24 protein-coding genes are annotated in these 24888 nt (G+C 70.2%); 6 read left to right on the top strand and 18 right to left on the bottom strand.

Annotation, left to right across the window (positions count from 1 at the left end; all coding sequences use genetic code 11):
- Nucleotides 1-73: 73 nt before the first annotated feature.
- The 5 genes from ABD893_RS07450 to ABD893_RS07430 form a co-directional block, all read right to left on the bottom strand.
- The gene (locus ABD893_RS07450; RefSeq protein WP_345077641.1) at nt 74-232 is read right to left on the bottom strand and encodes a hypothetical protein; all 159 of its coding nucleotides are present in this window, start codon (nt 230-232) and stop codon (nt 74-76) included.
- The gene (gene hisH, locus ABD893_RS07445; RefSeq protein WP_345077639.1) at nt 229-891 is read right to left on the bottom strand and encodes an imidazole glycerol phosphate synthase subunit HisH; all 663 of its coding nucleotides are present in this window, start codon (nt 889-891) and stop codon (nt 229-231) included. The genes ABD893_RS07450 and hisH overlap by 4 nt, the downstream gene beginning before the upstream one ends.
- Nucleotides 892-965: 74 nt before the next feature.
- Nucleotides 966-1598, bottom strand: coding sequence for a hypothetical protein (locus tag ABD893_RS07440; protein WP_345077636.1), 633 nt, complete (start codon nt 1596-1598; stop codon nt 966-968).
- Entirely contained in the window at nt 1598-2245 is a 648-nt protein-coding gene (gene hisB, locus ABD893_RS07435; RefSeq protein WP_345077763.1) for an imidazoleglycerol-phosphate dehydratase HisB, read from the bottom strand. Before hisB ends, ABD893_RS07440 begins: the two co-directional genes overlap by 1 nt.
- A gap of 14 nt (nt 2246-2259) precedes the next feature.
- Complete coding sequence (locus ABD893_RS07430; RefSeq protein WP_345077633.1) at nt 2260-3393, bottom strand: histidinol-phosphate transaminase; 1134 nt, start codon at nt 3391-3393, stop codon at nt 2260-2262.
- 173 nt (nt 3394-3566) lie between these two features.
- On the opposite strand from ABD893_RS07430, the gene ABD893_RS07425 reads away from it, so the two are divergent.
- Entirely contained in the window at nt 3567-3959 is a 393-nt protein-coding gene (locus tag ABD893_RS07425; protein WP_345077630.1) for a DUF3054 domain-containing protein, read from the top strand.
- On the opposite strand, the gene ABD893_RS07420 is transcribed toward ABD893_RS07425, so the two are convergent.
- From ABD893_RS07420 to hisD, 7 genes are all read right to left on the bottom strand, one after another.
- A complete protein-coding gene (locus ABD893_RS07420; protein WP_345077627.1) occupies nt 3943-5844 on the bottom strand; it encodes a glycoside hydrolase family 3 protein in 1902 nt (633 codons plus the stop codon). The two genes, ABD893_RS07425 and ABD893_RS07420, sit on opposite strands and share 17 nt — an antisense overlap.
- Nucleotides 5831-7429 carry a glucoamylase family protein gene (locus ABD893_RS07415; RefSeq protein ID WP_345077624.1) on the bottom strand — a complete coding sequence of 533 codons (1599 nt, stop codon included), beginning with the start codon at nt 7427-7429 and terminating at the stop codon, nt 5831-5833. The genes ABD893_RS07420 and ABD893_RS07415 overlap by 14 nt, the downstream gene beginning before the upstream one ends.
- Before the next feature lie 71 nt (nt 7430-7500).
- Complete coding sequence (locus tag ABD893_RS07410) at nt 7501-8319, bottom strand: carbohydrate ABC transporter permease (RefSeq protein WP_345077621.1); 819 nt, start codon at nt 8317-8319, stop codon at nt 7501-7503.
- A complete protein-coding gene (locus tag ABD893_RS07405) occupies nt 8319-9275 on the bottom strand; it encodes a carbohydrate ABC transporter permease (RefSeq protein WP_345077618.1) in 957 nt (318 codons plus the stop codon). Before ABD893_RS07405 ends, ABD893_RS07410 begins: the two co-directional genes overlap by 1 nt.
- A 1-nt stretch (nt 9276) precedes the next feature.
- On the bottom strand, nt 9277-10569 hold the full coding sequence (locus ABD893_RS07400; protein WP_345077615.1) for a sugar ABC transporter substrate-binding protein: 1293 nt from the start codon (nt 10567-10569) through the stop codon (nt 9277-9279).
- A 146-nt stretch (nt 10570-10715) separates the two neighbouring features.
- Entirely contained in the window at nt 10716-11870 is a 1155-nt protein-coding gene (locus tag ABD893_RS07395; protein WP_345077612.1) for a LacI family DNA-binding transcriptional regulator, read from the bottom strand.
- Nucleotides 11871-12123: 253 nt separating this feature from the next.
- A complete protein-coding gene (hisD, locus tag ABD893_RS07390) occupies nt 12124-13461 on the bottom strand; it encodes a histidinol dehydrogenase (protein ID WP_345077610.1) in 1338 nt (445 codons plus the stop codon).
- A 115-nt stretch (nt 13462-13576) separates the two neighbouring features.
- Between hisD and zupT the strand changes: the two genes are divergently transcribed.
- From zupT to ABD893_RS07370, 4 genes are all read left to right on the top strand, one after another.
- Entirely contained in the window at nt 13577-14404 is an 828-nt protein-coding gene (gene zupT, locus ABD893_RS07385) for a zinc transporter ZupT (RefSeq protein WP_345077607.1), read from the top strand.
- 77 nt (nt 14405-14481) lie between these two features.
- Complete coding sequence (locus tag ABD893_RS07380) at nt 14482-15819, top strand: hypothetical protein (protein WP_345077604.1); 1338 nt, start codon at nt 14482-14484, stop codon at nt 15817-15819.
- 144 nt (nt 15820-15963) lie between these two features.
- Nucleotides 15964-18192: an NADP-dependent isocitrate dehydrogenase gene (locus tag ABD893_RS07375; RefSeq protein WP_345077601.1), complete on the top strand. Its 2229-nt coding sequence runs from the start codon at nt 15964-15966 to the stop codon at nt 18190-18192.
- 203 nt (nt 18193-18395) lie between these two features.
- Nucleotides 18396-19184: an alpha/beta fold hydrolase gene (locus ABD893_RS07370; RefSeq protein ID WP_345077598.1), complete on the top strand. Its 789-nt coding sequence runs from the start codon at nt 18396-18398 to the stop codon at nt 19182-19184.
- Between the two features lie 106 nt (nt 19185-19290).
- Here ABD893_RS07370 and ABD893_RS07365 read toward each other — a convergent pair whose 3' ends face one another.
- The 4 genes from ABD893_RS07365 to ABD893_RS07350 form a co-directional block, all read right to left on the bottom strand.
- Nucleotides 19291-20133, bottom strand: a complete 843-nt coding sequence (locus tag ABD893_RS07365; protein ID WP_345077595.1) for a sulfite exporter TauE/SafE family protein — start codon at nt 20131-20133, stop codon at nt 19291-19293.
- A gap of 118 nt (nt 20134-20251) precedes the next feature.
- Nucleotides 20252-20632 (bottom strand): DUF488 domain-containing protein, encoded by a 381-nt coding sequence (locus ABD893_RS07360; RefSeq protein ID WP_345077592.1) that lies wholly within the window; start codon nt 20630-20632, stop codon nt 20252-20254.
- Between the two features lie 117 nt (nt 20633-20749).
- Nucleotides 20750-21247 carry a thiol peroxidase gene (gene tpx, locus ABD893_RS07355; protein ID WP_345077589.1) on the bottom strand — a complete coding sequence of 166 codons (498 nt, stop codon included), beginning with the start codon at nt 21245-21247 and terminating at the stop codon, nt 20750-20752.
- 85 nt (nt 21248-21332) lie between these two features.
- Nucleotides 21333-22211 (bottom strand): PPK2 family polyphosphate kinase, encoded by an 879-nt coding sequence (locus ABD893_RS07350; protein ID WP_345077586.1) that lies wholly within the window; start codon nt 22209-22211, stop codon nt 21333-21335.
- Nucleotides 22212-22296: 85 nt separating this feature from the next.
- Between ABD893_RS07350 and ABD893_RS07345 the strand changes: the two genes are divergently transcribed.
- Nucleotides 22297-23469 carry an amidohydrolase gene (locus tag ABD893_RS07345; protein WP_345077583.1) on the top strand — a complete coding sequence of 391 codons (1173 nt, stop codon included), beginning with the start codon at nt 22297-22299 and terminating at the stop codon, nt 23467-23469.
- Between the two features lie 66 nt (nt 23470-23535).
- Here the strand turns inward: ABD893_RS07345 and ABD893_RS07340 are convergent, their stop codons facing one another.
- Complete coding sequence (locus ABD893_RS07340; RefSeq protein WP_345077580.1) at nt 23536-23898, bottom strand: GNAT family N-acetyltransferase; 363 nt, start codon at nt 23896-23898, stop codon at nt 23536-23538.
- A 123-nt stretch (nt 23899-24021) separates the two neighbouring features.
- Entirely contained in the window at nt 24022-24762 is a 741-nt protein-coding gene (locus tag ABD893_RS07335) for a PepSY domain-containing protein (protein ID WP_345077577.1), read from the bottom strand.
- Nucleotides 24763-24888: the final 126 nt, after the last annotated feature.

Genomic DNA, 24888 nt, shown 5'->3' with positions numbered 1-24888 from the left:
CGAAGGCCCGGCGTGGTGTGGGGTCTGGATGTAGTGCGTCGCGACGATGCCTGCGACGGTAAGCGGGCTGGGCTCAGCCGGTCTGGATCCGCCAGATCGAGATGCCGAAGCAGATCAGCCCGAGCAGCAGCAGGCCGACGCTCGCCCACCAGGGCTTCTTCGAACGGTAGAACGACCAGGCACCGCCGAGCAGCATCCCCCCGGCGAACAGCGTCAGGAACGCGAGCATCATGAGGCTGTCTCCCTCGGGGGGCGGGGCAGGGCGCTCAGCCAGTTGGCCAGCAGCCTCGCTCCGGCCTCGCCGGACTTCTCGGGGTGGAACTGGGTGGCGGTGAGGGCGCCGTTCTCGACCGCCGCGATGAAGCGGTCTCCCCCGTGCTCGGACCAGCTCACCTTCGGTGCGGCGAGCGCGCCGATCTGCTCCATCTCCCAGCGGCGCGCGGCATAGGAATGCACGAAGTAGAAACGCTCCTCGGCGATGCCCTCGAAGAGACGGGAGCCCTCGGCGGCGTCGACGGTGTTCCAGCCCATGTGGGGCACGACCGCCGCTTCCAGGCGCGTCACCTCTCCCGGCCACTGCCCGAGGCCGCGAGTGCGTTCGCCGTGCTCCGCGCCGGTCTCGAACATCACCTGGAGGCCCACGCAGATGCCCAGCACGGGGCGCCCGCCTGCGAGGCGCCGCTCGATGATGCGGTCTCCGCCCACTGCCTTGATCTGCTCGAGGGTGGCGGCGAAGGCGCCGACCCCGGGGACGACCAGCCCGTCCGCGCGGAGGGCGCGCTCACGGTCTGCGGTGAGCTCGACGTCGGCCCCGGCGGCCTCGAGTGCACGGACCACGGAGCGCACGTTGCCGGACCCGTGGTCCAGGACCACCACGTGGGCTGCAGGCACGGGAGCCGCATCCTCGGGGGACGTGGGCCCATCGGCCGCGGGCGCGGGGCCGGCTGCGGGAGTGGCTTCGGCCGTCACTTGCGCTTCTTCCCGGAGGCGATCCAGGCGAGCGCCTCGGAGCGGTTCAACGCAGAGGGGTCCAGCCCCTCTCCCAGCTCCTCGAGGGCAGTGGCGCCCAGCAGCAGCTCCTCGACGAGATCGTCGACCGCGCCGAGCACGATCGCAGGCGAGATGTCCTCGCCGCGCTCACCGTTCTTGTACCGGGTCGCGGTCATGCGGTCGCCGCGCCGCCAGAACAGCACGATCCCGTTGCGCTGCAGGGCGGTCGAGGCGATCGCGGCGAGATCGTGGGCGGCCGCCTCGGCGAGCGGGCCGATCGCGATCGCGCCGGTGCTGCTGTCATGGGTGCGGGTCCCGACGGGGATGTCGATCCCGTCGGTGCGCGCCTCCCGGCCCAGCCGGACCACGCCGGCCAGCGCCTTCGCGGAGGCGACGGAGGTCGCGACCACCGCGACGCTGGGCACCTCGTCCTCCCCGGCGGTGTCGGTGAGCACGTCCTCGACGGTCAGCGGAGCGTCATCCTCGAGGGAGATGCCCTCCATGAGACGCGCGAACTCCGCGTCGATGTCATCAGCGGGACGGCCGGAGCCCTCCGGCTGCTCGCCGGGGCCGTCCTGGCGCGGATCCTCAGGATCGACGGTGCTCATCACAGTGCTCCCTTGGTCGAGGGGACGTCCAGCACACGGTCGTCATAGGCGCATGCGGCGCGCAGCGCTCGGGCGAGGGCCTTGAACTGAGCCTCGACGATGTGGTGGGGGTCGCGCCCCTCGATCAGCCGGATGTGCAGGCAGATCGCGGCATGGTGGGCCAGGGACTCGAAGACGTGACGGGTCAGCGAGCCGGTGAAGTGACCCCCGATGAGGTGCGTGGCCTGGCCCTCGCTCTCTCCCGAGTGCACGCAGTAGGGCCGGCCGGAGAGGTCCACGACAGCCTGGGCGAGGGACTCGTCCAGCGGGACCAGGGCGTCACCGAAGCGGGCGATGCCCCTCTTGTCACCGAGCGCCTCGCGCAGCGCCTGGCCGAGCACGATCGCGGTGTCCTCCACGGTGTGGTGGGCGTCGATGTGGACGTCACCGGTCGCCTTGACCGTGAGGTCGAAGCGGGCGTGGGTGGCGAGCGCCGTGAGCATGTGGTCGAAGAAGGGCACCGTGGTGGAGACGTCGACCTGGCCGGTGCCGTCGATGTCGAGGGTCAGCTCGATCGAGGACTCGCGGGTGGTGCGGCTGAGGGTCGCGGTGCGGGACGGTCGGGCAGCGGCGCTGGACGCGGGGGTGGCGCTGGCAGCGCTGTTCATGCTGGGGGTGGTGGTCATCGGGGGTCGGCCTCCTCGAGGGCGGTACGGAATGCGGCGTTGTTCTCGGGCGTGCCGATCGACACGCGCAGCCAGCCGGCAGGGCCGACGGCTCGGATGAGGACTCCGCGGGCGAGGAGCGCCTCGAACACGGTGTCACGGTCGGTGAAGCTGCGGAACAGGATGAAGTTCGCGTCGGACGGCGCGACCTCATGTCCGCGCGCCACCAGGTGCTCGGCGAGCGCGTCCCGCTCGGTGCGCAGCAGGGCGACCTTGCCCAGCAGCTCCTCGCGATGGGCGAGCGCGGTGCGGGCGACCGCCTGGGTGACGGCGGAGAGGTGATAGGGCAGGCGCACCACGCGCACGGTGTCCACGATCGCCGGGTCGGCGATGAGATAGCCGAGCCGGGCACCGGCGAGCGCGAACGCCTTGGACATGGTCCGGGCCACCACCAGATTCCGGTGCTTCTGCAGCAGCGTGAGCGCGCTGGGAACACCGTCGCGGCGGAACTCCCCATAGGCCTCGTCGACCACCAGCAGCCCCAGGGTCGCCGCGAGCGCCGTTGCGGCCGCCTCCACGACATCGAGTTCGAGCGCGGTGCCGGTGGGGTTGTTGGGGCTGGTGAGCACCACGATGCTGGGCCGGTGTGCGGCGATCGCCGCAGTGACCGCCTCCGCGGTGAGGGTGAAGTCGGGTGCGGGGCCGCGCTCGGCGGTGACCCAGGCGGTGTAGGTGTCTCGCGCGTACTCGGGGTACATCGAGTAGTGCGGGGTGAAGCCCAGCGCGGTGCGGCCCGGCCCGCCGTAGGCCAGCAGCAGCTGGTGCATGATCTCGTTCGAGCCGTTGGCGGCCCAGACGGCGTGGGCGTCGGGTGCGGGGATCCCGGATTCTGCGGCGAGGTACGCGCCGAGGTCGGTGCGGAGGGCGAGCGCCTCCCGATCCGGGTAGCGGTTCAGGCCGACGGCGGCTTCAGCGGCGGCCCGACCGATCGCTGCAGCGAGCTCCGGGGAGGGGCCGTAGGGGTTCTCGTTGACGTTCAGCGCATGCTCGACCTCGAGCTGGGGGGCGCCGTAGGGCGCGGCTCCCGCGATGCCGTCCCGCGGAGCGGGCAGCACAGAGCTGTCGAAGGTCGGAGCAGGGTTCACGGACATGGCCTCCATGGTAGTTCGCACCGGCTGCTGCCGACGGTGCCGTCCGCTCGCTGAGGCGTTCCACGGTGGGAGCGTGGTTCTGCGCGCGCGGCAGCATGGACGGCGAGGTGGCGCCCTTCACAGATGGGTGGCTGACTGCGGGCGGCTCCAGGGTGCGTCAGTACCCTGGAATCATGTTCCGTTCCCTGGGTGCCCTGGTCGGCGACCTGCTGGTCGTCCTTCTCTTCGTCGCGATCGGCTTCGTGCAGCACGGCACGCCGCTGACCACGCAGAATCTGTTCTTGGTGGGCTGGCCATTCGCCGTCGGCGTGCTGCTGGGGCACCTGGCGATCCGGGCCTGGCGCGCGCCCTTCCGGATCTGGCCGCACGGGGTGTTCGTGTGGGCCATCACGCTCGCCACCACCATGGCGCTGCGCACGCTGTTCAGCGCCGGCACCGAGGTGTCCTTCATCATCGTCACCGCCATCGTGACCGGTGTGCTGATGCTCGGCTGGCGCGCGGTGGCGATGTACCTCACCCGTCGCGAGCGCGCACCGCAGCCGACCGCAGTCACCTCCGAGAACTGAAAGCACTGCCGGCGGTCTGGTCGCCGTCCACCTCGAGGTCGAGCCCATGCCCGTAGGAGTACAGCGGGTCGGAGGTGCCGCCGGGGACGTCCTCGGGGGCCTCTCGCACGGCGGCCATCGAACGGGGAAGGTCGATGGGGAGCCGGCCCCGTGCGAGGATCACGCCGGTGATCGCATCCGCCCAGGCGGCCCCTGAGACCCCGAAGCTGCCGGTGAGGGCATCGCACTCCCCCGCGATGTCGGTGAGCACTGCCGCGCGGTCGAGGTCCACATCGAGGATCAGCGGGCACGCAGCACGGATGCGGGCCAGTCGGTGCGCGAGCCCGGGCGGGAACTCCAGGTCGCCCTGGTGGAACCACGATTCCAGGAAGAGGTCGTCGCGGGGCTGGAACGGGGCACCGATGCGCAGCAGCGCGACGTCGGCCTCGGCCGGGGTGGTCGCCGGCTCCCCCAGCCGGGCGACAACCTCGGCAGGCAGGCCTTCGGCATAGATCTTCGTGATGCCGCGGGTGGTGCGCAGCGGCAGCACGTCAGCGTCGTCGTGGAGGACCACGACGCTGCGTGCCTGCGCTTCGTGCCCTCGTCGGCGGCTCTCCTCGGTGCCCACGAGAGCGACGGCCGCGGACTCGTCGACATAGGGGTCATCGAACAGCCCGAGGCGGAACTTCACCCGCAGCAGTCGGCGCGCCGAGGCGGTCACCCGCGCCTCCTCCACCAGCCCCTCGTGCACCAGATCCAGGAGCAGCTGGGTGCATTCTTCTCCGCCGAACTGATCGGCTCCGGCCTCGAGGATCCGCTGCAGGCGCTGGGCGGGGGTGAGCTCCTCGACGCCCCAGGCGCGAGCTGGGAGCACCTGGTCCCCGACGTGGTTGTCGTTCACGAGCTCCCAGTCGCTGACGATCACTCCGTCGAAGCCGAGCTCGCCGCGCAGCAGGCCGGTGAGCACCTGCCGGTTGAAGCCGAAGCCGACGGATTCGATCTCCTGCCCGTCGATCTCGAGGCCGATGGGCCGCCCGTAGTAGGGCATGATCGCGTCGGCCCCCGCGGCGATGGCCTCGCGGAAGGGCAGCAGGTGGTCCTCGAAGCGACCCCCGGGGTAGACCTGGTCGCGGCCGTAGGGGAAGTGCGCGTCCTCGCCGTCCTTCTGCGGGCCGGCGCCGGGGAAGTGCTTGACCGTGGACTGCACCGAGGTCTCGCCCTCTGTTCCGCGCAGCCCTTCGAGTGCCGCGGTGACGAGGCGGGCCACGAGCTGCGGGTCCTGGCTGAAGCACTCGCGCTGCCGCGCCCAGCGCGGCTCGGTGGCGAGGTCGGCGACGGGGTGCAGCGCCGCCCGGATCCCGACGGCGGTGTACTCCCGGCGCACGGTCTCCGCCCAGGTGCGCACCAGCTCCGGATCGCCGAGGGCGCCGAGCCCGAGGGGTTCGGGCCACAGGGAGAAGAACGACGTCACCCAGGAGGTGCCCGCATTCTGGGCACCGCCGTGGCGGGGGTCGGTGGAGATCGTCACCGGGATGCCGTGCGGAGTGCTCTCCGCGAGCTCCTGGAGCCGGTTGTGCCAGCGGGCCGCGGCCCCGGCGTCCTCCAGCCCATGCACGTTGAAGTGGGTCATGTGCTTGTCCCGCACGACCGTCGAGGTGGGCGACTTCGAGATCGCCCCCGGGGTCTCCAGGAGGGTGCCGTCCGGCCCCGTCTCGATGACGGTGTGGAACATGAGACCGACCTTCTCCTCGAGGGAGAGGCGGCCCAGCAGATCCTCGGTGCGCTCCTCCGGGGAAAGACGGGAGTCCTCGAAGGGGTCCATCACCCCGTTGCGATTCAGGTCGCGGTACCGGGCGCCGTCGGGAGCGGTGGCGAGGTGCGGGAGGGCGCGATCAGCCGTGGGCACGGAAGGTCTCCTGTGCGAGGACGGGACGAAGGCGGGCGGCGACCTCATCGGTGCCGAACCAGCGGTGCAGCTGCTCCTCGAGCAGCACGTTGCCGAGCGCGCCGAGCACCATCGACTGGTCCAGGGAGAGGTGGCGGCGGGCGATGACCCCCGAGCGGACGGCGACCGCGTCGTGAAAGCCGCCGGGCCCGTAAGCACCGAGCTCGGTCTCGATCCGGGAGAGGTTCTCGATCGCCTCCTCCCGTTCGTACTGCATCGCGAGTGCCGCGGCGTGCGGGGTGACGACGCCGTCGAGTCCCTGCGGGAAGGGCTCCCCCGAGTGCCAGTCGGTGCCCGCCGCATCCGAGAAGTAGCCCGCGGGGTTCAGCCCCAGGGCGTCGACGCCGTACTCGCGGTACTCGCCGTGCGGATCGGAGCTGGGTGAGAAGCCCCAGTAGCCGTAGCCGGCCTCGTCGAGGCCGTGCTCGCGCTGGGCGCGCACGTGCAGCGGGTGGTTCTTCCCCCAGCTGTCCGGGCCCCAGGCGGCCTCGGGCACGAACAGGTCCGGCATCAGCTCCTCGAACATGGAGCCTCCCCAGCCGGGCACGATCTCCATGCCGCGGTAGGTGTGCGCACCCTCGAAGACGGCCACGCCCTCGTGCTCGGTCCAGTCGCCGACCGGTGGCATCTCGGGCCAGGTCCACTCCGGCGGGAAGGTGCGGAAGGTCGTGAAGTAGGCGGCGGTGGGGATCTGCTCGGTCATGATCCCGAGGTAGGTGACCATTCGGGCCTCGGAGACGGCCGTGTCGTAGTGGTGCTCGACGTGATACCAGACATCGGCCCCGGGGATGTCGTGGAACAGTGGCCGCAGCTCGGTGCCCTCCCGGCTCGGGTCCTCGACCCAGAAGCCGCCGATGGTCTGCCCGGGCTGCGTGGCGACATCACGGTCGAAGAACACGTCCCAGCGCATCGCGTCGAACAGTCGGCTGGCCCGGCGGCGGTTCGAGGGGTCGGCCTGGGCGACCACGTGCAGGGCGGCGCCGAGCCAGCCCATGTCCACGCTGGAGACGAAGGGGACCACGGGGTCGCCGGTGCCGGGCCAGCTGCGCAGCACCGAGCCGTCGGTCTCGTCGTACCAGTTGTAGTACATGCCGGAGGGTTCGTGGTGCTCCATCTGCTCGAGCGAGTCCAGCGTGCGGGAGATCCGATTGCGAGCCTCGCCCGGCGTGATCAGCCGCAGCTCGCGGGCCAGCAGCGTGGACCACAGGTACCCGCCGATGTTGGTCGGCGAGGTGTGGCGCGAATGCCCCTGCAGATCCGCGTCGATGTTGTCGGAGACGAGCCCGGTGCTGGGCACGGTCATCGCATCCAGGGAGCGCCAGGTGTCCTTCGCCCAGCGGCGCAGGATGCGCTCGGTGCTCCCGCTTCCGGAGCCGCGGCCGAGGGCCGGGACGCCGGCCGACGACAGGCCGGCAGCCGAGAGCTTCGGAGTGGGAGCGGCGAGGGCGGGAGCGGGAGCGGCAAGGGCGGGGCCGGAGGCACCGAGGACAGTGCCGGCTCCGAGCAGCGGGACGGTGAGCAGGGTGCGGCGAGGGATGGTGTTCATGATGCCTCCTCGAGGCGATGGGTACGGCGTCGGACCGGTTCTTCTGCTGGGTGGTGCCGGGACCTCGCAGATCACTTGATGCCGCTGGTGGCGATGCCCTGGATGAAGTAGCGCTGGAAGAACAGGAAGACGACGAGGATCGGCAGGACGACGAGCGTGGCCCCGGCCAGGAGCAGCCCGTAGTCCGTCTGGTTCTGTCCGGTCGAGATCAGGGCGAGCGCGACGGGCAGGGTGTAGGTCGACTCGCTGGAGGAGACGACCAGGGGCCACAGGAAGTTGTTCCAGGAGCCGAGGAAGGTGAGGATGCCGAGGGTGGCGAAGGCGGGCCCGGCCAGCGGCAGGTAGATGCGGAAGAAGATCGCGATCTCGCCGACGCCGTCGATCCGCCCGGCCTCCAGCAGCTCACGGGGCAGGCCGAGGAAGAACTGGCGCATGAGGAAGACGCTGAAGGGCTGCACCAGGAAGGGCAGGATCAGGGCGGGGATGGTGTCGGCCAGCCCGAGGTTCACCACCAGCACGTACTGCGGGATGAAGGTGACCAGTCCCGGGATCATCAGACAGCCGATCACCAGGAGGAACAGCCCGCGCTTGAACGGGAAGCGCAGGTGCGCGAGCGCGTAGCCGAACATCGAGGAGAAGAAGAGGTTCCCGGCGGTGACCGCGATCGCCACCACGGCGGAGTTCTGGAAGTAGCGGCCGAAGGGGCGTTCGAAGAGCCGACGGAAGTTGTCCCACGTGGGGTCCTCGGGAAGCCAGGTCGGAGGCACCCGCAGCAGCTCCCCCTGGGTCTTCACACTGCCCAGGATCATCCACAGGAAGGGGGTGATCACCAGCAGGAGGAAAGCCGTCAGGACGATGTAGGTCAGGATGGGGCGGCGACGATCGATCATCACTTCTCCCTCATCAGGCGGAACTGCGCGAGGGTGACGATGCCGATGACGATGAACGTCAGGTAGGCCATCGCGCCCGCGACCCCGTAGTTGCCGAATCCGAACTGGTTGTAGGTGTACATCGACGCCGAGATCGTGGCGTTCAGGGGCCCGCCCTGGGTCATCACGAAGGGCTCCTCGAAGAACTGCAGGTAGCCGATCGAGGTGGTGACCATGACGAACAGCATCGTCGGCCGGATCGCGGGCAGGGTGACGTGCACGAAACGCTGCCAGGCGGTGGCGCCGTCGAGCGCGGCGGCCTCGTGCAGCCCGCGGTCCACGGCCTGCAGGCCGGCCAGGAAGATCACCATCGAGGTGCCGAAGTTGCGCCAGACGGCCATCACGATGAGGGACAGCAGCGCGGTGCGCTCGTCGCCCAGCCAGTTGGGTCCGTCGATCCCCACCCAGCCGAGAACGGTGTTCACCAGCCCGTTCTCGGGGCGCAGCAGGAACCGCCAGACCACGGCGACGGCCACGATCGAGGTGACCACCGGGGTGTAGAAGCCCATCCGGAACACGCCGCGCAGCCGCAGCACCCCCTGGTTCAGGGCGAGCGCCGCCGCGAGGCCGGCGACGATGGTCAGCGGCACACCGATCAGCACGAACACGCCGGTGTTCACCGCGGCCCGCCGGAAGACGGGGTCCTCGAAGGCGGTGAGGTAGTTATCCAGGCCCACGAAGTTCACCGCGAACGGCGAACGGATGTCGCTGATGCGCATGTCGGTGAAGGACATGAACATCGACTGCAGCACGGGCCAGGCGATGAACACCGTGAACAGCACCACGAAGGGCAGCGAGAGAAGGATCCCGGCGCGCGCCTCCGCCGCGGCACGTCGGCCGCGACGGCGCCGGACGGGCCCGGCGTCGGCGCTCGGGGTCGACCCGCGATCGGGGCCGGTCAGCGACGCGGCGGTCATCTCAGGCCCCGGTACCGATGCTCTGCGCGTCGGACTGGGTGGTCTCCAGCGCGGTGGCGGGTGCGAGGTCCTGCTTGCAGACCTGCTCGATCTGGGCATCGAACTTCGCGGCGACCTGCTCCCAGGTGGCGATGGTCGGCGGGGCGAAGGCCGTCTGCAGCTGGGTGTGGAAGGCCTCGAACTTCTCGTTCGAGGTGACGGTCTCGTCCTCCCAGGCGCTCTGGAGGCCCGGCATCGCGGCGACGATCCCGAACCACTCGATCTGCACCTCGGGCCGCGAGAGGTACTCCACCAGCTTCCACGCCGCGTCGCGGTTGTCCGTGCCCTGGAAGACGCCCAGGTTCGCGCCGCCCAGGAAGCTCGAGCTGGTCTCCTTCACAGGCATCACGAACACGCCGTACTTGTCCGCGAAGCCCTCGCCGCCGACGGCCTCGACCGCGGCCATCATCCACGGGCCGGAGATGAACATCGGGACCGCACCGGAGACGAAGTCCTGCTCGGTGGTGCCCTCAGCGGGAGCCGGGTTGGCGATCCCGTCGGTGAAGTACGACTGGTAGTAGGCCAGCGCCTCCTCGTTCTCCGGACTCTCGAAGGTGAACTCGTCCCCCGCCTCGGAGACGACGTCCCCGCCGTTCGACCAGCACAGGGGCAGCACGGTCTGCCAGGATCCCGGCCCGCCGGGCTGCAGGGCGATGCCCCATTTCCCGTCGGGCTGGCCCTGCATGGCCTTGGCCATCTCGACCAGGCCGTCCCAGTCGGTCGCCGGCTCGGTGATGCCGGCCGCCTCGGCGATGTCCTTGCGGTAGTAGACCAGGCGGGTCTCGACGTACCACGGGACGCCGTAGGCGGTGTCCGCGACGGTGATGCCCTCGACGGCGCCGGGGAAGAAGTCGTCCAGGGCGATGCTCTCCGGGGTGGGCTCCAGGGCGTTCAGGCTCACGAACTCCGCCATCCAGGTCGAGCCGACCTGGGCGACGTCCGGGGCGGTCCCGGCGGCGATCGCGGAGGTGAACTTGTCGTGGGCGGAGTCCCAGGGCAGCGGAGTCACCTCGACCGTGACGTCGGGGTTCTCCTCCTCGAAGCCCGTGAGGAGCTCGGGCAGCGCCTCGCCCTCGGCGCCCATCGCCCAGACGGTGAGGGAGCCGGTGGCGGCGCCTTCGGCGATCGGCTCGGCCGGGGCGACTTCGCCGCCCCCTGTGTCCTCGGCGCGGCCGCAGGCGGCGAGCACGGCAAGCGTGCCGGCGGCGCCGAGGCCGGCGAAGGCACGACGGGACAGACGTGGGGTGGGGATCATGATGACTCCTTCGTCGATGATGCGGTGGTGGGGTGGAACGGGTCAGGTGATGCCGGATCCGACGGCGGTGGCTCCGACGGCGGTGGCTCCGACGGCGTTGGATCCGAGGGCGTTGGCTCCGACGGTCCTTGTCGGATCGAAGGGGCTCAGGCGGTGAGGGCTGCGAAGCGTGGAGCGAGTGAGTCGGCCTCGGCTGCGCAGCCGCAGGATTCCCGAAGCACGAGGTGGGAGTCGACGGTGACGGGATCCTGCGCCGGGTCGCCGTCGATCCGGGCCGCCAGCCGCCGAGCCGCGAGTGCCCCGAGCTGGGCGACGTCCTGGCGCACCGTGCTCAGCCCCGGGGACAGGTAGCGGGCGGTGACGGTGTCGTCCCAGCCGGTGACGGCCAGCTGGCCCGGGACGTCGTGGCCTGCTGCGGTGAGACGGGCGATGATCGCGAGGGCGAGCTCGTCGTTGCCGCACATGAGGGCATCGAGTTCTCCGATGCCGCGCATGGCAGGATCTCCGACGTGGCGGTCATCGGCGGTCGGCTCCGCAGCACCGTGCTCACCGCCGTCTTCCCTGCGGCTGCCGGCGAGGCGCCGCTGCGCGGCAAGGAGCTGCTCGGCGACCTCCAGCCCTGCAGACTCGATCGGGTCGACCGGGAACTGCTGCGCGGGGGACAACCCGGCGGCGTCGAGAGCGTCGAGGTAACCGCGTTGCCGGCGCCCGATATCTGAGCCCTCCTCGGGGCGCCCCACGAATCCGATGCGTCGATGTCCGTGACTGATGAGGTGCTCGGTGAGCATGCGGGCGGAGCTGCGGTTCTCGGCGTAGAAGGCATCGACACCCTTCACCTCGCCTCGGGCGACGCTCACTGTGGGACGAAGCTCGGCGACCTGCCGCACGACGTCATCGTGGGCGCCGCTGCGCGCCATGAAGGCGACACCGTCGACCCTGCCGAGCAGGTCGAGCACCGCTGCGGTCCGGTCCTCGTCGGGCTTGGCGAGGACGAGCACCACGGAGAGCCCATGCTCAGAGGCCGCGACCTCGAACCCGACCAGGAGCTCCGCGTAGTACGGGCCGGCGATGTGCGGGAGCACGACACCGAGGGCCCTGCTGCGGCGAACGGCCAGGGCACGAGCCGCAGCAGCCGGGATGTACCGCAGCTCTCGCGCCGCTGCGACGACGCTGTCGCGGGTGCGCTGCGTGACCTTGGAGGGGTCCCCGAAGGTGCGGCTCACGGTGGCGATCGACACTCCGGCGCGCTCGGCGACCTGGTAGATGGTGGCCCCGGGCAGAGCCTCCCCGTTTCCCATCATCGTGATCTCCTGCTCGTCGTCGAGTCCTGGCGATGCCGTTCCGTGGCGTCCGGCGCCGCCCTGGGAAGCCCTAAGAATGGAAGCGCTTACAGCCTGGCTCGTACTGTATGCGCTTACATTCGGGTTGGCAAGAAACCCTGACGCCATTGCCAGAACGCAGGCTGCGTGGGGAGCACAGCCCTGCGCAGCATGCAGGTCCCACAGGACGCGCAGCGCCCTGAGCCCTCCTGGAGTGAGTCCGTGAAGCGGGCCGTCAGTCCGTGAAGCGGATGTCGATCGCTGCTCCGTGCGCCGGCAGCCCTTCCGCGCGGGCGAGCGTGGTGGCAGCAGCGCGGGCACCCTGCAAGGCGCCGCGGTCGTAATGGACCACGTGGATTCCGCGCAGGAAGGTCTGCACCCCCAGGCCACCGGTGAAGCGTGAGGTGCCGCCGGTGGGCAGGACGTGGTTGGAGCCAGCGGCATAGTCGCCGAGGCTGACCGGGCTGTGGGAGCCGACGAAGATCGCGCCCGCGTTGGTGACTTGGGCTGCGACTGCGGCGGCATCGGCAGTCTGGATCTCGAGGTGCTCGGCCCCGTAGGCGTCGACCACCGCCAGCCCCTGCGCGATGTCGTCGACGAGCACCACTCCGCTCTGCTGCCCGCGCAGCGCCTCGTCGATGCGCTCCTGATGCGTGGCGGCGGGAACCTGGATCGCGAGCTCGGCCTCGACCGCGCCGGCCAGGTCGACGGAATCGGTGACCAGTACGCTCGCCGCGAGCGGGTCGTGCTCGGCCTGGGAGATGAGATCCGCAGCGACGAAGGCGGGATCCGCGGTGGCGTCGGCGAGGATCGCGATCTCCGTGGGCCCGGCCTCGGCGTCGATCCCGACCTGTCCCCGCACCAGGCGCTTGGCGGCGGCGACGTAGACGTTACCGGGACCGGTCACGAGGTCCACGGCCTCCAGGCCGCGACCGTCGCCCAGATCCTCGGCGCCGTAGGCGAGCAGCGCGATCGCCTGGGCCCCGCCGACAGCGAGCACCTCGGTGACTCCCAGCAGCGCGCAGGCCGCCAGGATCGTGGGGTGCGGAAGCCCGCCGAACTCCTTCTGTGGCGGAGAGGCGAGCACTATCTGCTCCACGCCGGCGATCTGTGCCGGCACCACATTCATCACCACGGAGCTGGGCAGCACGGCCCGGCCGCCAGGCACGTACAGCCCGACTCGGCGCACCGGCACCCAGCGCTGGGTCACGGTGCCTCCGGGCACCACCTCGACCGTCTCGTCGGGTCGGGACTGCGCGGAGTCGACGGCGCGCACCCGGGCCGCAGAGTCCTCGAGGGCGGCGCGGATCTCCGGATCGAGCTCAGCGAGGGCTCGGACGAGCTCTTCCTGCGGGACCCGCAGATGCTCCGGTCGCACCCCGTCGAACTTCTCGGAGGCGTCGCCCACCGCAGCGGCGCCGCGGGCGGCGACGTCTTCGACCACCGGGCGCACGGCCACGACCGCGGACTCGACGTCCAGCTCTGCGCGCGGCAGCGCCGCAGTGAGCTCGGCCGCGGTGAGCTGGCGCGAACGGAGGTCGATCGTGGAGAGGAACGGGGTGGGAGCAGGCATGGCATCAGTCTAGAAGGGCGGCGGGGACCGGGCATGTTCTGCTCACCGTTCCGCCCGCGACACAGGAGGACCCCCTTCCGCTGATCGATGCGGTGCCGGGGTTACAGTCGTCCTCGTGCTCGTCGCCTTCCTCCTCACCCTCGTCGCCGGTGGCGCCACCAGCATCGGTGCCGCCCTCGGGGTGCTGGGCCGCGGCACCAACCCGAAGCTCCTGGCCGGTGGTCTCGGGCTCTCCGCCGGGGTCATGCTGTACATCTCGTTCATGGAGCTGCTGCCCGAGGGCGCGCGGGTGCTCTCCGGCGGGGTGACCGACGGTCGCGGCACCGCCTTCGCCGTGCTCGCCTTCTTCGTGGGCATCGCCCTGATCGCAGTGCTCGACCGGCTGGTCCCCAGCGCGGTCAGCCCCCATGAGTTCGCGGGCCGCATGGACGGCAGCCACGGCGAGTCGGAGTTGCGCGCTCCGGACGAGCAGGCCGCCGATCAGGCCCTGCGCGCCCGCCTGCTGCGCACCGGCACCGTCACCGCCCTGGCCCTGGCGCTGCACAACGTGCCCGAGGGCTTCGCAACCTTCGTCGCCGCTCTGCAGAGTCCCGAGGTCGCGATCCCCGTGGTCGCTGCGATCGCCCTGCACAACATCCCCGAAGGGCTCGCGGTCGCCGTGCCGGTGCGCCGGGCCACGGGTTCACGGTCCAAAGCCTTCTGGCTCGCGTCCATGACCGGACTCGCCGAACCCATCGGGGCGGTGCTCGGTTACCTTCTGCTCTCGCCCCTGCTCAGCGGGGATGCGATGGGGGCGATCCTGGCTGGCGTGGCCGGGGTCATGGTGTTCGTCTCCCTCGACGAGCTGCTGCCTGCCGCCGAGGAGACCGGTGAGCACCACACCGTGATCTACTCGCTGATCGCGGGCATGGCGGTCATGGCGGTGACCCTGATCGTGCTGTGAGAGCAGCGGGTGCTCAGCACCCATGTGGTGCAGCGCAATGACGGTGCTGAGCACCTGTGCGGTGCAGCGGAATGGCGGTGCTGAGCACGTGTGCGGTGCTGTGGATTGAAGCGCGCTCCGGTACGTTCTCCCCAGCACCGATCACGGCCCTGCGGGTGCATGGGCCCGAGGTGGACGGTCGGGGACCGGAAGGGGATGCGATGGCCGCGGCGATCAGCCAGATGGGCACGAAGCGCAGGCGACTGCTGCGCGGACGTCGCGCGGTGGGCGTTCTCGCCACCGGGCTGGTGCTCTTCTCGCTCGGCGCCTGCGACGCTCTCCCCGCGCTGCCCGGCAGCGGGTCCGCCGCTCCAGAGGCGCCGTCGGCCGTCGCGGCGCCGATGGATCCCGAGCAGGTCTCGAACGCTGCGAGCACCGCGACGGACACCTCCTGGCTGTGCCGTCCCGGCGAGGCGCAGAGCCCTCTGCCCACCTCGTCCGACGGCGGGATGCTGACTCCTGAGACGGTGAGCGCCGACGGCAACGACCTCACGATCTCGGGACCCTTCCGCCTCGCGGCGGACCACAGCTATACCGGATTCGTCCCCGAGGGCGTACTGCTGCCGGCCGCCCCGGAGAACCGCGGCATCCCTGCCCCGGGCTTCGACGGCGAACTGGGAGTCGAGGGTGCGCAGGCCCCGCCGATGGTGGTGCGCGAACGCGTCGAGGTCGCCGCCGAGGAGGGTGCTCCGGCTCCGTCGGCCGCGACCGCGCACCTGACCCTGGGCACCTGTGACGACGCTCCACTGCCCGATGGTCAGTTCCTGCTGCGGCTGAGCGGGGGCGGCATCGAGGGGCCGGGCCGCGGGAAGGACGACGCCGGATGGCGGGCCGACGGGGACGTGCTGGTCGACGTCGTCGACGGACGTTTACGGGCCGTGCCCGGAGCGATCAGCGCCCCGAGCGGTGAAGTTCCCGTAGACCTTTCCTCGCTGGCCTGCCGAGCAGCGCTGGAGGCTGTGGGCGATGGCGACGGTCTCACCGTCAGCGTCGAGCAACCCACCGCTCGCGTCTCCTCTCAGGTCCCCGAAGACGAGCTCGGCCCCGCCATCACCGCGAAGGTCACCGTCACCGCCCAGGAGCTCGGCACCCGCGCCCTGCTGCAGGGGGTCGTGGTGGTGAACCCCTCTACCGGCACAGTGGTCTCGGGGGCACGCAACGCGAGCGATGTCCCCCTGCAGTGGATCGACGCGGACGGAGTGAGCCGCACCGACAGCGCCGGGGTCAGCCGCTCCACCTGCAGCCGGGGCGCTCTCTCCCCCGGCTCCTACCGAGCCCACGGATTCGCGGTCACCGTCGATGCGGAGGGAGCCACGCACCTGGTCCTCTCCGATCCCTGGAAGGTCGAGGTCGTGGACGAGGAGCCCGCCGCCTGAGATGCCGGTCCCGGAGCCGAGCGGACGAGCACCTTCTCACGTACCGTGGAGCCATCCTGATCGATGGGGCGGGCCTGGGCCCGTCATCGATTAGTCTTGACGTCAAGACAAATGCCGCAACGACCCGAGGGAGCACCGCGACACATGGCGCGCATCATCTACACCCATACCGACGAGGCACCGATGCTGGCGACCGCATCGTTCCTGCCGATCCTCGATGCCTTCTCGAACACCGCCGGGATCGACGTCACCACCCGTGACATCTCCCTGGCCGGCCGCATCGTCGCGGCCTTCTCCGATCTCCTGCCCGAGGAACAGCGGGAAGCAGATGCACTCGCCGAGCTCGGCGAGCTCGCGAAGTCGCCCGAGGCGAACATCATCAAGCTGCCCAACATCTCCGCCTCGGTGCCCCAGCTCAAGGCCGCCGTCGCCGAGCTGCAGGCCCAGGGCGTCTCCCTGCCCGACTATCCCGAGTCCCCCTCCACCGACCAGGAGAAGGACATCCGCGCCCGCTACAACTCGGTCATGGGCTCGGCCGTGAACCCCGTGCTGCGCGAGGGCAACTCGGACCGCCGCGCCCCCGCCGCGGTGAAGAACTTCGCCAAGGCTCACCCGCACCGCATGGGCGAGTGGAGCAAGGACTCCAAGACGTCGGTGGCGACCATGGCCGCCGACGACTTCCGCGCCAACGAGCAGTCGGTCGTGCTGGACGCCGAGGACACGCTCTCGATCGTGCACGTCGCCGCCGACGGCACCGAGACCGTGCTGAAGGCCTCCCTGCCGGTGCTCGCCGGTGAAGTCATCGACTCCACCGTGATGCGCGCTGCCGCCCTCGAGGCGTTCCTGCGCGAGCAGATCGCCGCTGCCCAGGAACAGGGCGTGCTGTTCTCCGTGCACCTCAAGGCCACGATGATGAAGGTCTCGGACCCAATCCTCTTCGGCCACGCCGTGCGCGCCTTCTTCCCCACCCTGTTCTCCGAGTTCGGTGAGCAGCTGGCCGCAGCAGGCCTGTCCCCCAACAACGGTCTCGGCGGCATCCTGGCCGGGGTCGAGGACCTCGACGCCACCGTGCGTGACGGCGTCAAGGCCGCGATCGAGAAGGACCTGGCCGCCGGCCCGGACCTCGCGATGGTGAACTCCGCCAAGGGGATCACGAACCTCCACGTCCCCTCGGACGTCATCATCGACGCCTCGATGCCCGCGATGATCCGTACCTCGGGCCATATGTGGAACAAGGACGATGCCGAGCAGGACACCCTCGCGGTGATCCCCGACTCCTCCTACGCCGATGTCTATGCCGCGACGATCGAGGACTGCCAGGCCAACGGCGCCTTCGACCCGACCACCATGGGCACTGTCCCGAACGTCGGCCTGATGGCGCAGAAGGCAGAGGAGTACGGCTCCCACGACAAGACCTTCGAGATCGCATCCGACGGCCGGGTTGAGGTGCGCGACGCCTCCGGCACGGCCCTGATGAGCCACGACGTCACCGCTGGGGACATCTTCCGCGCCTGCCAGGCCAAGGACGCCCCGATCCGCGACTGGGTGCAGCTCGCGGTGCGTCGTTCGCGCGAATCCGGGATGCCCGCGGTGTTCTGGCTCGACGAGTCCCGCGCCCACGACCGGAACCTCATGGCGAAGGTCGAGAAGTACCTGGCGGCGGAGGACACCGACGGTCTGGATCTGCAGATCCTCTCCCCGCTCGAGGCGACCAAGCACACCCTGGCGCGAGTGCGCCGCGGCGAGGACACCATCTCAGTGACCGGCAATGTGCTGCGCGACTACCTCACCGACCTGTTCCCGATCATGGAGCTGGGCACCAGCGCCAAGATGCTCTCGGTGGTGCCGCTGATGAACGGCGGCGGCCTGTTCGAGACCGGCGCGGGCGGCTCCGCCCCGAAGCACGTCCAGCAGCTCATCGAGGAGGACTACCTGCGGTGGGACTCGCTCGGTGAGTTCCTGGCGCTCGCCGAGTCGCTGCGTCACCTCGCCCGCACGGCGGACAACGCGCGCGCCGCGGTGCTCGCCGACGCTCTGGATCGCGCCACCGAGACCCTGCTGTCCGAGGGCAAGTCGCCCCAGCGCAAGCTCGGCTCGATCGACAACCGTGGCAGCCACTTCTACCTGGCCATGTACTGGGCCCAGGAGCTGGCACAGCAGAGCGAGGACACCGAGCTCGCCACGGCGTTCGGCCCGATCGCGAAGGAGCTCACCGACGGTGAGCAGACCATCGCCGAGGAGCTGCTCGCGGTGCAGGGCAAGCCTGCGGACATCGGCGGCTATTACCGCCCCGATGCGGAGAAGACCGCCGCGGTGATGCGTCCGTCGGCGACCTTCAACCGGATCCTCGAGGAGATCTCCGCAGCGCTGTGAACCCGTGGACGGCGGCCGAGAGGCCGACTCCCGGATGACCGCAGTCCGGACGGGCCGCTGGTGATCGGCGGTGGCGATATCGCCCGCCGAGATCACTCGCGGCCCGTCCCTGCACGTCGGCAGGCGGAGCCGACCTCCGCACGCTGCGGAGCGGTCTCTGATTCGCGCTCTGCTCCCGGAGCAACCGACCGAAAGGACCCGCCGTGCCCGTCATCCCCTCCCCCGTCGATGGCATCGACCTGCGCTATGACGTGACCGGCTCCGGCCCCGCGCTGGTGCTGCTGCACGGCTCCGTGCTCTCCCGCGCGATCTGGAGGGGTCTCGGCTATCTCGAGCCGCTCGCCGCCGAGCACACCGTGATCCGGGTGGACATCCGCGGGCACGGACGCTCCGGCGCACCGCACGACCCTGCCGCCTACACCCAGCAGGTGCTGGTGACGGATCTGCTGGCCGTGCTCGATGCGGAAGGGACCGGGCGGGCCGCGCTGATGGGCTACTCGCTCGGTGCCCGGATCGCCCTGAGTGCCGCGCTCGCACACCCGGGGCGGGTGACGCGCCTGGTGAGCCTCGGCGGCTCCGCCTCACCGCAGCACGGCCAGATCGACTCGGTGTTCTTCCCCGGTGTGATCGAGGCGGCGCGGGAGGAGGGGATGGAGGCGTTCTGCGCCGGTCAGGGGCTGGGCCCGGAGATCACCTCCCGGCGGGCGCGTGCCACCCGCACCGCTTTCCTCGCCGCTGATCACCGCGCGGTCGCGGCACTGCTGAGCGCCACGGATGACACCCCGGGGGTGCCCGATGAGGTGCTCGAGGACTGCACGGTGCCGGCCCTGTGGATGGCGGGGACCGAGGATCATCCCCGTTTCGAGGACTCCCAGCGCGCCGCTGCACTGATGCCGGATGCGGAATTCGTGGAGCTGCCGGGACGCGACCACGGCGGCACGCTGTTCCCGCCGGACGAGATCCTCGCGCACGCCCTGCCGTTCCTGCGCTGAGGCAGCCCAGCCCGAGATTGACCTTCCGTACAAGATCGCTCGATCAAAGCCCACCGAACGTCGATCTCGGTGGGAGCTCTCTGATGAGTCCGCAGGATCGCGCCGGTCAGAGGAACTGGCGCACCAGCGCCACGAGGGCGACCACCACGATCACGCCCCGCAGCAGCCACTCGGGCATGGTCTTGGCCAGATGCGCCCCGAAGTACCCGCCGATCAGCGCACCGACGGCGATCGCTGCGCTCGCCATCCACACGATCTCGGCACCGATCACGAAGTGCGCGATGACGTAGACGGCGGCGGCGGCGAAGTTCACGATCAGGCTGAGCAGGTTCTTCACGCTGTTGACGGAACCCATCGACCGCCCGGTGAAGGTGCCCAGGATCCCGAGGTAGAGGATCCCCTGCGCAGCAGTGAAATACCCGCCGTAAACGGACGCCGCACCGATCGAGCCGACCAGCGCCGGGGAGCGCAGCGGGCTGCGGTCCGGCGTCGTCTCGGCCTGTCGATCCGCCTGCGCTGGTTGATCCTGCTGCGGTCCTCGCTTCGCCTGCGCTCGCTTCTCCGCCCGTGCCCGCAGCACGGCGGTGAGCCGCTTCTGGAAGATCACCATCGCCAGCGCGACGACGATCAGCACCGGCACGACGACGTCGAGTGCAGCAGCCGGGGAGACCAGCAGGAGCAGGGCGCCGGCAGTCGCGCCGAGGGCGGCGGTGATCGCGAGCGGGGGCAGCTCGTGCTTCTCGGTGGCGATCTCTCGGCGATAGCCCAGCACGGAGCCGATCGTCGAGAAGAGCATGCCGACGGTGTTGGTGCGCACCGCGACGCCCGGGGGGATTCCGACGGCCATCAGCACCGGCAGGGTGAGCAACGACCCTGAGCCGACCGCCGCGTTGATGGCACCGGCGACGGTGCCCATGACCAGCAGGACGACGAGCGAGAGGGGTTCCACGAGCGATGACCCTACTGCTCCGGTCCCGCCGGCGGGCGGACGTCCGCCCGCGCGGCGGCGCTGCGGCGACGCCGGGTCGATCGCACAGCACGCTCCTCGCCACGTGCCCCGGGCCCTCTCAGCCGGCCAGGTCCTTCAGCGCCTCCTGCAGCACCTGGGCGTGGTTGTGCGCGGTGTCCTTCGTGGCGAACAGGAGCACGATCTTCTGGGCGTCAGCCTCCCCTGCCCGGTCCAGCAGTGCCTGCGGGGCGTCGCTGGTGTCGAGCTCATGGCGGTACCGGTGCGAGAACTCCTCGAAGCCCAGGCCATCACCATGGAACGCCTTTCTCAGCTCGGAGCTGGGGGCGACGTCCTTGTCCCAGTCATCATGCGCGAGCCGTTCCTTCTTGATGCCCCGCGGCCACAGCCGATCCACCAGCACCCGATACTCGTGGGCGGCGGAGCCCTCATCGTCCAGCACGTCGTGGACGCGCTCCAGGGTGATCTCGGGAGTGCTCATGATCCGACCTTCCTGTGGTGGAGCAATCAGGGCCCGGTCCGCCGGAGGGCGGGCCGGGCCCTGAGCTCAGGGGTCGAGCAGCCACTCGCGGGAGCGAGAGCTGCTCGGAGGTGGTGCTCAGGCGAGCGCGGCGCGGGCTGCCTCGTAGGCAGGCTCCTCAGAGACCTCGCCGACCTGCTCGGTGTAGATGACGGTGCCGGTCTCATCGGTGATGACCACCGCGCGGGAGAGCAGGCCGGCCAGAGGCCCGTCCTGCATGGTCACGCCGAAGTCCTCCCCGAAGGTGGAGCGGAAGGAAGAACCGGTGACGACGTTCTCGAGGCCCTCGGCGCCGCAGAAGCGCGCCTGGGCGAAGGGGAGATCCTGCGAGGCGCAGACGACCACGGTGTTCTCGAGCTTCGCGGCGAGCTCGTTGAACTTCCGGACGCTCATCGCGCAGGTGCCGGTGTCCAGTGAGGGGAAGATGTTCAGCACCACGCGCTTGCCGGCGAGGTCGGCGCTCGAGACGGTGCCGAGATCCTGGCCGACGAGTTCGAAGGCCGGCAGTGCGGAGCCTGTGGCCGGCAGCTCGCCGACGGTGGTGATGGGGGTGTTCTTGAAAGTGATGGAAGCCATGACTCCATCATCGACCTCCGAGCTGAGCGGCACAACCAGCTTCCTGGGAGCCGCTCCGCGCGGCTCGTCGGCAGGGACCGCCCCGTCAGTCCATCGTCTCGCGCAGGCGCCCGATCTGCTCCTCGACATCGAACTCGGCGCTGGGCCACTGCGGATCGATGCCCTCAAGCGCATTCAGCAGCAGCTGCTGGACGGCGATCCGGGCGTACCACTTGCGGTCGGCAGGGACGACGGTCCAGGGTGCCCCGACGGTCGAGGTGCCCCGCAGCGCCTTGGTGTACGCGTCCATGTAGCTGTCCCAGTGCTGGCGCTCATCGACATCGCCCGGGTTGAACTTCCAGTGCTTGTCGGATCGCTCGAGCCGCTCCATCAGCCGCTCCCCCTGCTCCTGGCGGGAGATGTGGAGCATGACCTTCACGATGGTGGTCCCTGCCTCGGAGAGCTCCCGCTCGAAAGCGTTGATGGCGGTGTACCGCTCGCGGATCTCCTTCGCGTCGGCCCAGCCGTGCACCCGGTGGATCAGCACATCCTCGTAGTGCGAGCGGTCGAAGACACCGATGATGCCGGGGGCGGGGGTGCGCTTGCGGATCCGCCAGAGGAAGTCGTGGCGCTTCTCGGCCGGGGTCGGGGCTTTGAATGCGGCGATGTCCACGCCCTGTGGGTCGACGTTGCCCACCACGTGGCGCATGATGCCGCCCTTGCCGGAGGTGTCCATCCCCTGCACGACCAGCAGCACGGAGCGGCCGCCCTCCTGGCCATGGTGCGCGGCGTACAGGCGCTCCTGCAGCTCGTCGAGCGCGCTGTCCCGCTTCGTGAGCACCTCCTTGCCGTCGTCCTTCTTTCCGTCGAAGCCGGGGGTGGCGCGGGGATCGAGGTCGGTGACCTCGCCCTTCCACCCGGATTCGATCAGAAAGCCCGTGGGCGTCTGGTCACTGGGCGAGTTCTTCTTCGACTTCTTCGACATGCTGGCAGGGTAGCCCGGGTGACTCGGCGGCGCGGGCTTTCGGCGCGGACTTGACTCCACCGCTCGGTCGGTCGACTGTCGTCCTATGACCTTCACCGCCATCACCAATGCCCATATCGTGCCGATCGATGGAGAGCCTTTCGACGGGACGCTCCTGGTCCAGGACGGACTGATCACCGATCTCGGTCCCGACCTGGAGATCCCCGCGCCGGCAGAGGTGATCGATGCCGACGGCGGCTGGCTGCTGCCGGGCTTCATCGATGCCCACGTGCACCTCGGGGTCGCCGAGGAGGGTGAGGGCTGGGCCGGTGAGGACACCAATGAGATGACCGATCCGGTGATGGCCGCGGCCCGGGCGATCGATGCGATCAACCCTGTCGAGGTCGGATTCGATGATGCGATCATCGGCGGCGTCACGGCGGTGAACGTCAATCCCGGCTCCGGCAACCCGATCGGTGGGCTCGCGGTCGCGATCCGTACCCACGGCCGGGTGGTCGACGAGATGGTGCTGCGCAGCCCCTCGGGGTTGAAGGCCGCGCTGGGAGAGAACCCCAAACGGGTCTACGGCGAGCGCAAGCAGACCCCCTCGACCCGGCTCGGAGTCGCCCTGACCATCCGTCAGGCGTTCGCCAAGTCTCGTGCGTGGAGCGCGAAGCCCGTCGAGGAACGCGATTCCGACCTGGTCTCGGAGGCGCTCAGCCGGGTGCTGGAGCGCGAGATCCCCTGGCGTCAGCACTCCCACCGGGCCGACGACATCGCCACCGCGCTGCGGATCGCCGAGGAGTTCGGCTTCGAGCTCGTGCTGGATCACGGCACCGAGGCGTATCTGATCGCCGATCGGATCGCCGCGGCTGGAGTCCCTGTGCTCTACGGGCCGCTGATCGTCTCCCGGTCCAAGGTGGAGGTGCGCCACCGCACGCCGAAGGCGCCGGGCATCCTCACCGCGGCAGGGGTGAAGGTCTCGATCATCACCGACCATCCGGTGGTGCCGATCGAGTTCCTCGTCGATCAGGCGGCCCTCGCGGTCAAGCACGGAATGGCGCCGGCCGATGCTCTGCGGGCGATCACCCTGAACCCGGCCGAGGTGCTGGGGATCGCCGACCGGCTCGGCTCCCTCGCTCCGGGCAAGGACGCGGATCTCGTGCTCTGGGAAGGCGATCCGCTGGATGTGCGTCACCGGACGCTGCGCGTGTGGCAGGGCGGCCGCGAGGTCATGCACCGCGACGACGCCGGCGAGCCGGTGATCGCCGCGCGCTGAGGTCAGGCCTGGCGCTCGAGGTCGGTCCGTCGGTGACAGGTGCCCGCTGCTCGGGCAGGCAGTCGCTCAGCCGTCGAAGGCGGGCGGGCCGTCCTCGGTGGCGGGCTCTTCGGCCGTGAGCGGCAGGCGGAAGGCCTTCCGGGCACTCTCCGGGACCAGATCCAGGTAGGCCGAGAGGTTCTTGCGGACCAGGCGGTGCACCAGCGGGCAGTAGGGGTGCAGCTGCAGGCCGCGTTCGCGGAGATCGGCGAGCATGTCCCGCACCAGGCGGCCGGCCAGGCCCTGTCCCTGATAGGCCTCGTCCACCTCGGTATGCAGCACAGCGAGGATGTCCCCGCGCAGTCGGTATTCGGCGAATCCGGCGGTCGTCCCGTCCACGCGGATCTCGTAGCGCGATTCTTCGGGGACGTCGATGACGACGGTGTCCATGGCTTCTCCTGCCGACGATGGGGTCCAGGTGGGGTGGCACCCGGACCTCACCCTAGTGCGCGAGGCCGGTGCAGGCCTGGAGCATCACCCCGGGCATGACCGGGGTTCTGGATGTGACAGGTGTCAGTCGTCGATCCGGACCTCGCCGGTCTCGACGTCGACCTCCACGTCGACGTCGCCGCCCTCGGCGCGGTCGATGTCGATCTGGTAGCGGATCGTGCCGTCGTCGGAGTCAAGGTCCCAGCCGCTGACGCGCCCGGGCTCCTCGCCGAGGGCGATCTGGATCGCCTCGGCGTAGGTCATCGGGGAGGTCACGTCGACCGTCGGGTCCTGGTCGTCGTCATCATCGGTGTCGTGCGCAGTGACCTCACCGGTGGTGGCGTCGATGTCGAGCTCATGCTGGGTGCCGTCCGCGACGAGCTCGAGCTCCCACTCCCAGGCGCGGTCGTCGTGATCGATCTCGATCTGCACGAGCTCGCCGCCGCCCACGGTCTCAGTGGCGATCTCGATCGCGCGCTCAGCGGTGATCGGCAGCTCTTCGGTCGCGAGGTCTGCATCCTTCGGCAGTGCGGCCGCTGCGGGATCCTGCGGAGCGTCATCAGCAGCCCCGCCGCCGTCGCTCGCGGCGTCCCCGGAGCCGCCTCCGTCGCTCGCCGTGCTGTCGTCGGTCCCGGCGGTGTCGTCGGTCTCGGCGCTGTCGTCGGAACCGTCTCCGCTCTCCTGCGCAGTGGCCGGATCGTCTGCGGGGGCGGCGCCGTCCTCACTCTGATCACCGCCGCCGCAGCCGGCTGCGAGAGCGATGACGAGTGTGCCCAGCGCGGCAGCGCGGACGGTGCTGCGGGGGCGGATGATCGTGCGGGTCATGGCGGGTCACCTTCCTGGAGGGGAGCCGTCGCCGGTGGCGACAGGGTCCCGACGTCGAACTGATACCTCCAGGTTAGGACGGAAATCGCACCGGAGGCAGATCCTGAGGAGACTCTCATCTGCACC

This window comes from Brachybacterium paraconglomeratum (assembly GCF_039541415.1).
Taxonomy (GTDB): domain Bacteria; phylum Actinomycetota; class Actinomycetes; order Actinomycetales; family Dermabacteraceae; genus Brachybacterium; species Brachybacterium paraconglomeratum_A.
Note: the sequence above shows the minus strand (reverse complement) of the source record. Positions and strands in the feature narration are given on the sequence as shown.